The organism is Janthinobacterium foliorum (assembly GCF_978021625.1).
The window spans coordinates 88,149-101,465 of sequence record NZ_CDXDQE010000001.1; the positions used below are offsets into that span (position 1 = coordinate 88,149).

At 60.8% G+C, this 13,317-nt stretch carries 12 protein-coding genes; 3 read left to right on the forward strand and 9 right to left on the reverse strand.

Annotated features, from left to right (window positions below; genetic code table 11):
* Positions 1–9 precede the first annotated feature (9 nt).
* Positions 10–2,055, forward strand: a complete 2,046-nt coding sequence (locus ACZ92H_RS00385; RefSeq protein ID WP_465048389.1) for an Ig-like domain-containing domain — start codon at positions 10–12, stop codon at positions 2,053–2,055.
* A 19-nt stretch (positions 2,056–2,074) separates the two neighbouring features.
* Here the strand turns inward: ACZ92H_RS00385 and ACZ92H_RS00390 are convergent, their stop codons facing one another.
* The 9 genes from ACZ92H_RS00390 to ACZ92H_RS00430 form a co-directional block, all read right to left on the reverse strand.
* Positions 2,075–3,619, reverse strand: coding sequence for a 2-isopropylmalate synthase (locus tag ACZ92H_RS00390; RefSeq protein WP_131372712.1), 1,545 nt, complete (start codon positions 3,617–3,619; stop codon positions 2,075–2,077).
* A 48-nt stretch (positions 3,620–3,667) separates the two neighbouring features.
* The gene (pssA, locus tag ACZ92H_RS00395; protein ID WP_102295117.1) at positions 3,668–4,519 is read right to left on the reverse strand and encodes a CDP-diacylglycerol--serine O-phosphatidyltransferase; all 852 of its coding nucleotides are present in this window, start codon (positions 4,517–4,519) and stop codon (positions 3,668–3,670) included.
* 155 nt (positions 4,520–4,674) lie between these two features.
* A complete protein-coding gene (locus ACZ92H_RS00400) occupies positions 4,675–5,430 on the reverse strand; it encodes an SIMPL domain-containing protein (RefSeq protein WP_465048388.1) in 756 nt (251 codons plus the stop codon).
* A 131-nt stretch (positions 5,431–5,561) separates the two neighbouring features.
* Entirely contained in the window at positions 5,562–6,317 is a 756-nt protein-coding gene (locus tag ACZ92H_RS00405; RefSeq protein WP_131372710.1) for an SIMPL domain-containing protein, read from the reverse strand.
* Between the two features lie 208 nt (positions 6,318–6,525).
* On the reverse strand, positions 6,526–7,764 hold the full coding sequence (locus ACZ92H_RS00410; RefSeq protein ID WP_465048387.1) for an MFS transporter: 1,239 nt from the start codon (positions 7,762–7,764) through the stop codon (positions 6,526–6,528).
* Between the two features lie 257 nt (positions 7,765–8,021).
* On the reverse strand, positions 8,022–8,396 hold the full coding sequence (locus ACZ92H_RS00415; RefSeq protein ID WP_465048386.1) for a hypothetical protein: 375 nt from the start codon (positions 8,394–8,396) through the stop codon (positions 8,022–8,024).
* A gap of 137 nt (positions 8,397–8,533) precedes the next feature.
* Complete coding sequence (gene ilvC, locus ACZ92H_RS00420) at positions 8,534–9,550, reverse strand: ketol-acid reductoisomerase (RefSeq protein ID WP_131372707.1); 1,017 nt, start codon at positions 9,548–9,550, stop codon at positions 8,534–8,536.
* 75 nt (positions 9,551–9,625) lie between these two features.
* The gene (gene ilvN, locus ACZ92H_RS00425; protein ID WP_010399754.1) at positions 9,626–10,117 is read right to left on the reverse strand and encodes an acetolactate synthase small subunit; all 492 of its coding nucleotides are present in this window, start codon (positions 10,115–10,117) and stop codon (positions 9,626–9,628) included.
* 2 nt (positions 10,118–10,119) lie between these two features.
* On the reverse strand, positions 10,120–11,847 hold the full coding sequence (locus ACZ92H_RS00430; protein ID WP_131372706.1) for an acetolactate synthase 3 catalytic subunit: 1,728 nt from the start codon (positions 11,845–11,847) through the stop codon (positions 10,120–10,122).
* Positions 11,848–12,344: 497 nt separating this feature from the next.
* Here ACZ92H_RS00430 and ACZ92H_RS00435 point away from each other — a divergent pair, with 497 nt between their 5' ends.
* Both ACZ92H_RS00435 and ACZ92H_RS00440 read left to right on the forward strand, forming a co-directional pair.
* Positions 12,345–12,914, forward strand: coding sequence for an RNA polymerase sigma factor (locus ACZ92H_RS00435; protein ID WP_131372705.1), 570 nt, complete (start codon positions 12,345–12,347; stop codon positions 12,912–12,914).
* Complete coding sequence (locus tag ACZ92H_RS00440; protein WP_131372704.1) at positions 12,911–13,315, forward strand: DUF3619 family protein; 405 nt, start codon at positions 12,911–12,913, stop codon at positions 13,313–13,315. The genes ACZ92H_RS00435 and ACZ92H_RS00440 overlap by 4 nt, the downstream gene beginning before the upstream one ends.
* Positions 13,316–13,317 lie beyond the last annotated feature (2 nt).

The window sequence follows — 13,317 nt, forward strand, 5'->3', positions numbered from 1 at the left end:
AGGAAGCAGATGCCGCATCAGCAGGAATTTCGCCGCCCCCTCCATCACTTCACCCGTCCCCTGCCCCTCACACTTGCCATCCTGCTGTCCGCCTGCGGCGGCGGGGGCGGCGCATCTTCGCCAGCCACGTCGCCGCTCCCTCCAGTGACGCCACCGACCAGCAGCGCCGAGACCCCGCTGGCATTAACTGCAAGCAATTCCACCATGGCCCCCGTACTGGCTTTCGGCAATGGCGCCGTGGCACTCGGCGTTGCACAAATGGCCGTCGACTGGGCAGGCCAATTTAAGGGCAGCACCACGCAGTCGACGCGCTGTGCAGGTAGCGGCACGCAGAGCGCCACGTTCAGCGATGTCGATGGCAATGGCAAGGTCAGCGCGGGCGACAAGCTGAGCGTGACCTATGTCAATTGCTATACGAAGGAACTGGAGGGCACTGTCGACGGCACCATGAACGTCACGTTTGCGGCGCCAGTCAACGATCAGCGACTGGCGGGGACGATCAGCTTTGTCCCCGGCTTTGGCGATCATAGCAGCGTGCCAGGCGAGGAACTGGCGGGCAGCCTGCGTTTTGCGCATAGCGTGGGGCCATTTTCCCGGTTGCTGCGCGTCCATTCTGATACGCAGCCGTTCATGATGGTGTATTCCGATACCGGCAAGACCAAGAAAGAAACCATCACGGCAATGGAGCTGCAGCATGAACTGCGCATCGATACGGCGCGCGCCACCACCAGCATGCGCTACCGGCTGGCCAGTGAATTACTCGGCGGCAGCCTGGAAGTCAGTACGGTGACGCCGTGGCGGTCATGGTTCGACACCTACCCCGATGCCGGGGAAGTCGCGCTGGCGGGCGCCGGCAACAGCAAGGCCAGCTTGCGCGCCAACCCTGCCTCGCCCAGCGCACAATTCGACATTGTGTTCGGCGGCACGGTACTGGCCACCACGCCAGCGGACGGCACGGGATTGCTGTGGGGCAGTGGCGCCTGGCGGCCACAAAATGCCAGCCTGAACCGCTACAACATCAAGCATGACCAGCCCGATGGTTTTCAGCTGCTGATCGCCCCCGAGACCACCGGGCTTGCCCCTGCTGGCAGCCTGTCCTGGGTCTACACTCGCACGCTCGATACGCCTCGCCTGAACGGCGCGCTGTTCAGGCAACAAGGCAACGATGCCGTGGATATCCCGGCAACGGTCAGCACCAATGGCGCCATATTGACCGTGACGCCAGCTGCCCAGCTGCGCGCGGGGGCCACTTACAACCTGACATTCAATAATCTGCAATTCGAGCCCATACGCGACATGGCCGGTAATGCCCTCGGCTCACCGGCCGGCATCGTGAAGGTCACGCAGAGCATCAGCGCCGCCATCGGCACCCATGGAGCGCCAGCCCTGATGCTGGGCGCCGGCGCCACGCTGACGCTCGATTCCGGCGATTCGTCGGCCAATGGCGAACCGGCCTCTCGCACGCGCTGGCGGCAATTATCCGGCCCCGCGCTGGCCATGGACAATCCCGACGCCCCGCGCATGACCTTGTCGAGCAGCCAGCCCGCCAAAGGCGTGGCCATCATCGAGCTGGAAGCAAGCAACGCCGTCGGCGAATCGGACAAGCGCCAGATCAGCATCGACGTATTGACCGACACGTCGCAGGCACTGGTCTTCAGCTATCGCTTCAGCAACGGCGAGAAGTTCCTCGATAGCAATGCATCCACCTCGGCTGCGCCTTATGTGCGCTACAGCGCGGACACGAATGTACTCGACATCATGTCCACAAAAAACCACGCCAGATTCCTCGTCAGCCTGCCGGCCGGCCAGTTCTGGCAAACGGGTACCACGCTGACATACGGCCCCGGCAATAGCGACGGCGTCAATGGAGGCATGCTCGACTGGGGCAGTACGCGCGACTGCAGGCGCGAGACTGGCCGCTTCACGGTACTCGATTACGCGGTGGACGCCACGGGCAAGGTGACGCGCGTGGCGATCGATATCGACGACGATTGCTCGGGCGAGCGGGCACAAATTGCCATCCGCTATGGCAGCGACCTGCCATTGGCCAACTGAAATCCAGCGCGGGGGATGCCTACGGCTGCGGATCGATGCGCTCGTCCTTCGCATGTAATTTGTTTAGGGCCGACAAATACGCCTTGGCCGACGCGACGATGATGTCCGGGTCGGCGCCCACGCCATTGACGATGCGCCCGTCGCGCGACAGGCGCATCGTCACTTCGCCCTGCGACTGCGTGCCCGTGCTGATGGCGTTGACGGAAAACAGCACCAGTTCCGCGCCGCTGGCGGCCACGCTTTCGATGGCGTTGACGGTGGCGTCGACGGGGCCGTCACCCTCGCCTTCGCAGCTCAGCTGCTCGCCGCCGGCGACGAATTCCACGCGGGCGCGGGGCACGGCGCCCGTCGTCGATTGCTGCGTCAGTGAAATGAAACGGTAGTGCTCACTCTCCTGCGCCTGCTGTTCCTCGCTGACGAGGGCCATGATGTCTTCGTCGAAAATCTCGGATTTGCGGTCGGCCAGTTCCTTGAAGCGGGCAAACGCGGCGTTGACGTCCGTTTCCGACTCCAGGGCGATGCCCAGCTCGTGCAGGCGCTGCTTGAAGGCATTGCGGCCCGACAGTTTGCCCAGCACGATCTTGTTGGCCGTCCAGCCCACGTCTTCGGCGCGCATGATTTCATACGTCTCGCGCGCCTTCAAGATGCCATCCTGGTGGATGCCGGACGCGTGCGCGAAGGCGTTCGCGCCGACGACGGCCTTGTTCGGCTGCACGGCAAAGCCCGTGATCTGCGACACCATTTTCGAGGCGGCGACGATTTGCGTCGTGTCGATGCCCACCGTCAAGTTGTAATAGGCGGCGCGCGTGCGCAGCGCCATCACCACTTCTTCCAGCGCCGTGTTGCCGGCCCGCTCGCCCAAGCCATTGATGGTGCACTCGATCTGGCGCGCGCCGCCGATCATGGCGCCGGCCAGCGAATTGGCAACGGCCAGGCCCAGGTCGTTGTGGCAATGCACGGACCAGATGGCTTTATCGGAGTTCGGGATGCGCTCGCGCAAGCGCTTGATGGTGTTGCCAAAGATTTCCGGCACGGCATAGCCCACCGTGTCGGGGAAATTGATGGTGGTGGCGCCTTCGGCGATCACCGCTTCCAGCACCTGGCAGAGGAAATCCTCGTCGGAACGGCTGCCGTCTTCGGGACTGAATTCGATGTCGTCCGTGAACTGGCGCGCGTAGCGCACGGCGTTTTGCGCCTGCAATAGCACCTGCTCGGGCGTCATGCGCAGCTTCATCTGCATGTGCAGGGGCGAGGTGGCGATGAAAGTGTGGATGCGCTTGCGCTCGGCGGGCGCCAGCGCCTCTGCGGCGCGGGCGATATCGCGGTCGTTGGCGCGCGACAGCGAGCAGATGGTCGACTCGCGCACGGCGCCGGCAATGGCGCGGATCGATTCGAAGTCGCCCTGCGAGGCGGCGGCGAAGCCCGCCTCGATCACGTCGACCTTCATGCGCTCGAGCTGCCTGGCGATGCGCAGCTTTTCCTCGCGCGTCATGGAGGCGCCCGGCGATTGCTCGCCGTCGCGCAGGGTGGTGTCAAAAATGATGAGCCGGTTACTGGTATTCATGGCTGCTCCTCGCTGATGGAAAGAAGTGGCTACCGGCCCAGGGTGTCGTCAGTGCTCCGGGTCCGTCTGGATGATGCTGACCGGCTTGCCTTTCGCCATGCGCCAGAAGAACACGGCATAGCCGGACAAGCCATAGGCAACGAAAATCGGGAACAGCACTTTCGGCGGGTCGATGGAAATCAACGCGAAGAACAATGCCAGCAGGAACACCACGATGAAAGGCACGGACTTGCGGAAATTCACATCCTTGAAGCTGTAGAACGGCACGTTGGTGACCATGGTCAGGCCGGCGAACAAGGCGATCGTCCATGAGACCCAGGCCAGCTGGTTGCCGGCGAATTCGAGGTCGTTCATGAGCAGGATGAAGCCGGCCACCATGGCCGCCGCCGCCGGGCTGGGCAAGCCCTGGAAGAAGCGCTTGTCGACCACCTGGATATTCGTATTGAAACGGGCCAGGCGCAAGGCGGCGCCGGCACAGTAGACGAAGGCGGCCAGCCAGCCCAGTTTGCCCATGCCGCGCAGCGACCATTCGTAAATCACCAGCGCCGGCGCGGCGCCGAAGGACACCATGTCGGACAGGCTGTCGTACTGGGCGCCGAATTCGCTCTGCGTATTCGTCAGGCGCGCGATGCGGCCATCGAGGCCGTCGAGGATCATGGCGATGAAGATGGCCCAGGCCGCGTGTTCGAATTTCTGGTTCATGGCCATGACGATGGCGTAGAAACCGCAGAACAGGGCAGCCGTCGTGAAGGCATTCGGCAACAGATAGATGCCGCGGCGGCGCAAGGTTTTCTTGCCCGCGCCATCGGCGACCGGCTGGCGCACGAATTTGCTGAAGCGGGAAGCTTTGGATGCTGCGGGGGTGCCGTTCTTGCCTCTACGACGGGGGAAGTTTGCCATGTTGTTCCATTTCTTGTGTACTGCCGGGGATTCGGTGCCAGATGGCAGGCGACTTGGTCAAACCATGCACCTGCCGATGTTGCCATTATAGAGGAGCCACCGCCAAAGAAAAGCGCGGCGGCGTCAAGCTGGCAATATTGACGCCGATACCAGCCTTATTTGAACTTGATCTTCGCCACCAGGCCCATGTTCAGCGTCGTTTCGCCCGGCTCGAAGCTCGGCTCGGCCACCTGGCTGCCGCCGTATGCTGCCGCATCGGCGCTCATGTTGCGCGCGCCCGTCACGTTGACGCGCTGCGCATAGTTGCCCGAACCCTCGAAGTCGATGGTATCGATCACGGCATCGCTGACCTTGCGGCCCATGGCGCCGGCGATGGCGGCCACGCGCTCGTTCAGGTTCTGGTACGCGGCGGCGATGCGCTGCTCATCGAGCTTGCGCACGGTAGCGGGCGCCAGGCTGAAATTCAAACGGTTCAGGGTCAGCACGGCTTGTGCGGCGGACACCGTTTTCGGCAAGGCAGCCAGATTGGTCGTCGTCACCTGCAGGTACTGGCCCACGCGCCATCCCGTGGCCACCCTTGGCTTGGCCGTGGCGCCGGCTGGCAAGGGTGCCGTTTCCGGATACACGGCATAGGTGTAATAGCCCTGGGTCTTCAGCACGGCTTGCGGGTCGGCCTTCTTGACGATGGCCACGCCCTGGTTCATCTTCTGGTTCACGCGCGAGGCGGCCACAGCCTTGTCCCTGTCCTGCTCTTCGATGGCCAGGGTGACGGTGACCTGGTCATTCGCATGCACCACTTCGCCATTCGCGGGCACGACAACAAGGGTGCCGGAGGTGGGCAGGCCTTGCGCCTGGGCGGACAGGGCTACGGTAGCGGCAACAGCGGCCAGCATCGATTTCATGACGGTCATGCAGTTCTCCTGAAAAATAATGGGGCAAAAACAAGCATGGGGCCGTAAAGCCCCATGATCTTTAAAACATTCTAATGTGGAAATATTTATTGCGTCGCATATTCCACATCAGGCGCTTGCGCGATACGCGCTTACTTGAACTTGACCTTGCCGACGACACGCATGTCGAGCGTGGTTTCGCCTGGTTCGAAGCTTGGTTCGGCGACTGCGCTGTCATCGGCCATCTTGGCGCTGCGCATCATCATCGGCGCGGCGGCTGGACGGCTTTCACCAGCGTAATTGCCGGAACCTTCGAAGTCCACCGTATCGAGCACGGCATCGGACACATTGCGGCCCATGGCCTTGGCAATGGCGGCCACGCGCTCGTTCAGGTTTTTATACGTGGCGGCGATGCGCTGGTCGTCCAGCACACGGATGGTTTCCGGCTTCAGGCCGAAATTCAAGCCATTCAGGGTCAGCACGCCTTGCGCTGCGGACACGGTTTTTGGCAGTGCCGTCAGGTTGGCCGTCGTTACTTCCAGGTACTGGCCCACGCGCCAGGCCGTTGGCAAGCGCGGCTTGGCCACGGCGCCGGCTGGCAATGGACGCTCTTCCGGATACACGGGATAGGTGTAGTAGCCGTACGATTTGAGTGCCGCCGACGGGTCGGCCTGCTTGACGATGGCGATACCCTTGTTCATCTTCTGGTTGACACGCGACGCTGCGGCCGCCTTGTCCTTGTCCTGCTCTTCGACAGCCAGGGTGGCAACAACCTGGTCATTCACATGCTTGACTTCGCCAAATGCGGGGACGACCACCAGGGTGCCGCTGGTCGGCAGGGATTGGGCCTGTGCGCTCAGGGCAACGGTAGCTGCGGCAGCAACAAGGACGGATTTCATCACGGTCATGGGGGACTCCTAGGTGGTTAAGAATGGCTGACAGTAAGGAACGGGACGGTACATGCCGCCCCATTTCGCTTGAGAAACTTGTCAAACTGTGTAGATTCTAACGCCTCAAACCTTCCCGTGGCGCAAATTAACAAATCGTCACAAAATGCGTCTGGCGGTCACATTTACTCACATTTTAATAACAACGTTATTTTAAATTACATCGATATTAATGTCCCGCCACCACCACGCCGCTACGGCGGCCCGGCTTGAAGCTGTAGCGGCGCGCGCGCCAGGCAATGGTCAAGGCTACCAGCAGCAGGGCCAGCATGGCCCACGGGAATGACGCTGCGCCATACCCGTCGAGCAGCATGCCGCCGGCCAGGCCGCCGCCCGCGATGGCCACGTTCCAGATGGTCGCCACCATGGCCTGGGCCACATCCATGCCGTCGCCGGCCGCGTCCGCCGACGCCGTTTGCAGCAAGGTACCGGCGCCGCCAAAGGTGATGCCCCAGATGGCCATGCTGATATAGATGACGGCCGGCGCGTCCATCGCCAGGCCCAGCGCGACCACCACCACGGCAAACGCGGCGATGCAGCCCAGTACCAAAGTACGCAGCCAGCGGTCGATCAGCTGGCTGATCAGCCAGATGCCGGCCAGCGACCCGACGCCGTATACCAGCAGCACGAGGTCGACGCGCGGACGCAAGCCCGATGGCGCCAGGAACGGTGCGATATAGGTGTACAAAATATTATGCGCCAGCATCCAGGCGACGATCACCGCCAGGATAGGCCGCACGCCGGGCGTCATGAACACTTGGCGGATGGACAGGCGCTCGCCATTCTTCTGTCCAGGGTAATCGGGCACGGCCAGCAATACCCAGGCGATCAGCACCACGGCCAGGCCGGACATGATGCCGAAGATGCTGCGCCAGCCCAGCACGCCACCCATCAGGGTGCCCAACGGCACGCCCAGCGACAGGGCCAGGGGCGTGCCGATCATGGCAATGGCCATCGCCCTGCCCTGCTGCTCGACGCTCACCATGCGGCGCGCATAGCCAGCCATCAAGCCCCAGGCCAGGCCAGCGGCCATGCCGGCCAGAAAGCGTGACGCCAGGGTAATGAGGTAGTGCGGCGACAGGGCCGTCACCGTATTGAAAATCAGGAAGCCGACGATGGCCAGCAGCAGCACATTGCGCCGGCGCCAGCCGCTCGTCAGCGCCGTCAGGGGGATCGCCGTCAATATGGAACCGATGGCATACACGGTCACCAGCTGGCCTGTCATGACTTCGGAAATGCCCAGTCCCTGGGCGATTTGCGGCAGCAGGCCGGCCGGCAAGGTTTCCGTCAGGATGGCAATAAAGCTCGTCATCGCCAGGGCCAGCAAGGCCAGGACGGGAAGACGTTGGGGAATGGGAGTAGCGACAGCAGCCGAGGGCGGCACTGTGGCGGTAAAACGGTCAGTCATAGGAGTCCTTCTGGTTGCGCAAGCGGCAAAGTAAAAAACAGCGCCTGGCGTGCTACGAAAGCGGTGATGCGCGTTGCGGTCGGCAGATACCGAAACAGATGCAGTTCATGTGAAACTGCAAAGGAAGGGCGGGATTATATAGGAATATAGAAAGACAGGAGGGGGGCGCGCAAGACGGCCCGACGGGCAAGAGCCCGTTTCCATGCCGGCTCTGCCCGGCTTGTCATCGTGTCGGCAGCGATGACAAGCCCACGGGCTCAGGCGTCGTTCGCCGCATCCAGGCTGCGGAAATAGGCATTGACGTCGGGACGAAAAAGAAAGAAGGAGAAAATGGCGAACGCCGCCAAACCAGGCAGCAGCGCCGCTTTGTCCGGCACCGTGGCCAGGCCGATGACACCTGCAGCCACATTCCAGCCCACATACAGCAGCCGCCCCCAGTTACGCCTCTTGAGCATGGCGAACGCGGCCACCAGGTTGACGATGCCGCCGAAAAACATCAGGTACCGCAGCGATGTCGGCAGCGCTCCCTGCGCCAGCAACTCAAGCGCGGCCACCACGGAACCCCACAGCATGAGGAAGGTAATGATGCCCAAGGACATGGGACGGCGGCGCAGCGCATGGACGGCATTCACGATATGGATCCTAAAAAATTCTGGAATGCAATAATAACAAAAAGGAAAATTTTAATATACGCCTATTCCCGAGGTGATGGGCCCAAACGTAAAAACCGGCAACATGTGCCGGTTTTTCTTGATTCCGCAGGAACTGTTTAGTTCTTCGACTGGTCAACCATCTTGTTCTTGGCAATCCAAGGCATCATGGCGCGCAGTTTCGCGCCCACTTCTTCGATCTGGTGCTCGGACGTCAGGCGGCGACGCGAGATCAGGGTCGGTGCGCCCGCCTTGTTTTCCAGGATGAAGCTCTTCGCGTATTCGCCCGTCTGGATGTCTTTCAGGCATTGACGCATTGCATCCTTGGTGGCCGAGGTGACGACCTTCGGACCCGTCACGTACTCGCCGTACTCGGCGTTGTTCGAGATCGAGTAGTTCATGTTGGCGATGCCGCCTTCATAGATCAGGTCGACGATCAGTTTCAGTTCGTGCAAGCACTCGAAGTACGCCATTTCCGGCGCGTAGCCCGCTTCCGTCAGGGTTTCGAAACCGGCCTTGATCAGTTCCACGGCGCCGCCGCACAGCACGGCCTGTTCGCCGAACAGGTCGGTTTCGGTTTCTTCGCGGAAGTTCGTTTCGATGATGCCGGCACGGCCGCCGCCGTTGGCCGACGCGTACGACAGGGCGATATCGCGGGCGATGCCCGACTTGTCCTGGTACACGGCGATCAGGTGCGGCACGCCGCCACCCTGGGTGTAGGTGGCGCGCACGGTGTGGCCAGGCGCTTTCGGCGCGACCATGATCACGTCCAGGTCGGCGCGTGGCACGACTTGGCCGTAATGCACGTTGAAGCCGTGGGCGAAGGCCAGCACGGCGCCCTGCTTGGCGAATGGCGCGATGTTGTCGTTGTAGACCTGGGCGATGTTTTCATCCGGCAGCAGGATCATGATGACGTCGGCTGCTTTCACGGCGTCGTTGACTTCCGCTACTTTCAGGCCCGCCTGCTCGACCTTGGTCCAGGAAGCGCCGCCCTTGCGCAGGCCGACGGTGACGTTGACGCCCGAATCGTTCAGGTTTTGTGCATGGGCATGGCCTTGCGAACCGTAGCCGATGATGGCCACGTTTTTGCCCTTGATCAAGGAGAGGTCAGCGTCTTTGTCGTAAAAAACTTTCATGGTATTTCCTATGATTTGATGATGCGTTGTTGTTTTAAATGCGGTCCCGAAGGCCGCGTAGTGCTGCTTGTCTTTTTATACCTTGAGGATGCGCTCGCCGCGGCCGATGCCGGAACCGCCCGTGCGGACGGTTTCCAGGATGGCGGCGCGGTCGATCGAATCGATGAACGCGTCCAGCTTGACCTTGTTGCCGGTCAGCTCGATCGTGTAGGTCTTTTCGGTCACATCGATGATGCGGCCACGGAAGATATCGGCGGTGCGCTTCATTTCCTCGCGTTCCTTGCCCACGGCACGGACCTTGATCAGCATCAACTCGCGCTCGATATGCTGGCCTTCGGTCAGGTCCACCACCTTCACCACCTCGATGAGGCGGTTCAAGTGCTTGGTGATCTGCTCGATGATGTCGTCCGAACCGCTGGTGACGATGGTCATGCGCGACAGGGTCGAGTCTTCCGTCGGCGCCACGGTCAATGTTTCGATGTTGTAGCCGCGCGCCGAGAAAAGGCCCACCACGCGCGACAGGGCGCCCGCTTCGTTTTCCAGCAAGACAGAAATAATATGGCGCATGATCAGAGGTCCTCCGAGCCGAGCATCATTTCAGACAGGCCCTTGCCGGCTTTCACCATTGGCCACACGTTTTCCGACTGGTCGGTAATGAAGTTCATGAATACCAGCCTGTCTTTCATGCCAAACGCCTCTTTCAGGGCGCCGTCGACGTCACCCGGTTTTTCAATTTTCATGCCCACGTGGCCATATGCTTCTGCCAGTTTTTCAAAGTCCGGCAGCGAATCCATGTACGACTCGGAATAGCGCGAACCGTAGTCGATTTCCTGCCATTGGCGCACCATGCCGAGGAAACGGTTGTTGAGCATGATGATCTTCGGCGTCAGGTGATACTGCTTGCACGTGGCGAGCTCCTGGATGCACATCTGGATCGAGCCTTCGCCCGTGATGCAGGCCACGGTGGCGTCCGGATTGGCCATCTGCACGCCCATGGCGTAAGGCAAGCCGACACCCATGGTGCCCAGGCCGCCGGAATTGATCCAGCGGCGCGGCTTGTCGAAGCCATAGTATTGCGCGGCCCACATCTGGTGCTGGCCCACGTCGGACGTGATGAAGGCGTCGCCCTTGGTGATCTGGAAGACTTTTTCCACCACCGATTGCGGCTTGATGACCAGGTCGGAGGTCGGGTATTTCAGGCATTCGCGGCCACGCCATTCGGCGATCTGCTTCCACCAGTTCGAGAGTGCGTTGACGTTCGGCTTGGCTTCGGCCGCGTCGAGCTGCGCGAGGAACTCGATCAGCACGTCCTTGACGTTGCCGACGATGGGAATATCGACTTTCACGCGCTTGGAAATCGACGATGGATCGATGTCCACGTGGATGATCTTGCGCGGATGCGAGGCGAAATGTTTCGGGTTGCCGATCACGCGGTCATCGAAACGGGCGCCGATGGCGATCAGCACGTCGCAGTTCTGCATCGCCATGTTCGCTTCGTAGGTGCCGTGCATGCCGGGCATGCCGACATACTGCTCGCTCGAGGCGCGGTAGCCGCCCAGTCCCATCAAGGTGTTGGTGCAAGGGAAACCCAAACGGTCGACCAGCTTGTTCAGCTCGGGAGCCGCATGCGCCAGGATCACGCCGCCGCCCGTGTAGATCATCGGACGTTCCGCCTGCAGCAGCAGCTGCACGGCCTTGCGGATCTGGCCCGAATGGCCCTTGTCGACGGGACGGTAGGAACGCATCTCGACTTCCTTCGGATAGTCGAAATGGCATTTGTGCATGCTGATATCCTTCGGGATATCCACCAGCACGGGTCCGGGACGGCCGGTACGGGCGATGAAGAAGGCTTTCTTGATCGTCGCTGCCAGGTCCTTGACGTCCTTGACGAGGAAGTTGTGCTTGACGACGGGGCGCGTGATGCCGACCGTGTCGCATTCCTGGAACGCATCCTGGCCGATGGCGTGGCTCGGCACCTGGCCGGAGATGACCACCATCGGGATCGAGTCCATGTAGGCGGTCGACAGGCCCGTGACGGCATTCGTGACGCCCGGACCGGACGTGACGATGGCGACACCGACTTTGTTCGAGCTGCGCGAATAGGCATCGGCGGCGTGGATCGCGGCCTGCTCGTGGCGTACCAGGATATGCTGGAATTTGTTTTGCTGGAAGATGGCGTCGTAGATGTAGAGTACGGCTCCGCCCGGATATCCGAAGACGTGCTCGACGCCCTCTTCAGCCAGACAGCGCACGACAATTTCTGCGCCGGTAATAGGTCCTGCTGCTTCGGTATTCATGAAACATTCCTTTCAAGGTCCATTGGAGATTGATCGGATGTTCTTTCCTGACGAAGTTCGCTGTGCGCGACAGTGCTCCTGCTTCCCTTTTCATGCGGTCACGACATTTCTTTGGGCACCCATAGATACCTTACAAAACAACGCTTAACGCAACTCGTTTGGCCGGAGTTTCTGTGGCGCCTGAACGAACCGCTCGCGCTTGTGGCGCGGGTTAGAACAAACTGCCTACAAATGAAAGCGCGTCTTGCCGCGGGATGGCGTTGTGTGCCGGTCGCGACCTGACCATAGAGCTTTGGGGTGTTCAAAGCGTCCTATACGGTATCGCGTCGCACCATTATGGTCAAGGAAAATGTCAGCCGAATGCCCTTTTTGCTCACACGCGGTGCAAAAACCATGCGGAAACGCACATTTTTTGCTAGCATGCTCAGGGTTGCAAAAAGCATACCCGCCTCCATTTCGCCCACAGCACACGCAGCCGCAAGCTCACCCCATACCGCATGGCAACAGACAAAGAATTATCCGACTTTCTAGAAAATGTCGAGCGGCGTGCCTTCAAGCAAGCCGCCTACGCGGTCCGCAAGGATGAATCGGCGCTCGATATCGTGCAGGATGCGATGATCAAGCTGGCCGAGAAATACGGCGACAAGCCGGCCGCCGAACTGCCGATGCTGTTCCAGCGCATCTTGCAGAACACCATACTCGATTATTTCCGTCGCGAAAAAGTACGCAATACCTGGGTCAGCCTGTTTTCCGGCATGAAATCCTCGGGCGACGAGCATGACGATTATGAATTACTCGACACGTATGAAGCGGAACAGGGCTCCAGCGCCGCAGAATCTTCGGCCGATCAGGTCGAACGCGCGCAAATCCTTGATTTGATTGATGAAGAGGTACAAAAACTGCCCGCACGTCAACGCGAAGCATTCCTCATGCGTTATTGGCAGGACATGGATGTGGCTGAAACAGCGGAGGCGATGGGTTGCTCCGAAGGTAGCGTGAAAACACATTGCTCCAGAGCTACCCACACGCTCGCCGAATCGCTGAAAGCCAAGGGAATTAAATTATGAACACCGACGATCTCAATTTCGCTTACAAAGTGCGCCATGCACTGAACGAAAAACTCGACGACCTGCCCGCATCGACCACCGATCGCCTGGCAGCGGCACGCAAACTGGCCCTGGCGCGCAAGAAGGCGGACGCCCCCATGCAGGTAGCCGCGCGTGAAAATGTCTTCGCCGGCATCGCCAGCCACTTTGTTTCGCAGCCGCTATCGTGGCTGGGTCGCATGAGCGTGATCATCCCCCTGCTGCTGCTGGTCGGCGGCATGGTGGGCATCTATCAGTTTGAGCAGGAACAACATATTGCCGAACTGGCAGAAATCGACGCTGCCGTGCTGTCGGACGAATTGCCGCTGTCGGCGTATATGGACCATGGCTTCAACGCCTACCTGACGAAACGCGAGCAATAAGC

What these genes read in the sequence shown, in the direction of transcription:
- pssA (WP_102295117.1), bottom strand. Translation starts at nt 4,519, where the DNA reads ATGGCAAACTTCCCCCGTCGTAGAGGCAAGAACGGCACCCCCGCAGCA.
- ACZ92H_RS00405 (WP_131372710.1), bottom strand. Translation starts at nt 6,317, where the DNA reads ATGACCGTGATGAAATCCGTCCTTGTTGCTGCCGCAGCTACCGTTGCC.
- ACZ92H_RS00435 (WP_131372705.1), top strand. Translation starts at nt 12,345, where the DNA reads ATGGCAACAGACAAAGAATTATCCGACTTTCTAGAAAATGTCGAGCGG.
- ACZ92H_RS00430 (WP_131372706.1), bottom strand. Translation starts at nt 11,847, where the DNA reads ATGAATACCGAAGCAGCAGGACCTATTACCGGCGCAGAAATTGTCGTG.
- ACZ92H_RS00410 (WP_465048387.1), bottom strand. Translation starts at nt 7,764, where the DNA reads ATGACTGACCGTTTTACCGCCACAGTGCCGCCCTCGGCTGCTGTCGCT.
- ACZ92H_RS00400 (WP_465048388.1), bottom strand. Translation starts at nt 5,430, where the DNA reads ATGACCGTCATGAAATCGATGCTGGCCGCTGTTGCCGCTACCGTAGCC.
- ilvC (WP_131372707.1), bottom strand. Translation starts at nt 9,550, where the DNA reads ATGAAAGTTTTTTACGACAAAGACGCTGACCTCTCCTTGATCAAGGGC.
- ilvN (WP_010399754.1), bottom strand. Translation starts at nt 10,117, where the DNA reads ATGCGCCATATTATTTCTGTCTTGCTGGAAAACGAAGCGGGCGCCCTG.
- ACZ92H_RS00440 (WP_131372704.1), top strand. Translation starts at nt 12,911, where the DNA reads ATGAACACCGACGATCTCAATTTCGCTTACAAAGTGCGCCATGCACTG.
- ACZ92H_RS00390 (WP_131372712.1), bottom strand. Translation starts at nt 3,619, where the DNA reads ATGAATACCAGTAACCGGCTCATCATTTTTGACACCACCCTGCGCGAC.
- ACZ92H_RS00385 (WP_465048389.1), top strand. Translation starts at nt 10, where the DNA reads ATGCCGCATCAGCAGGAATTTCGCCGCCCCCTCCATCACTTCACCCGT.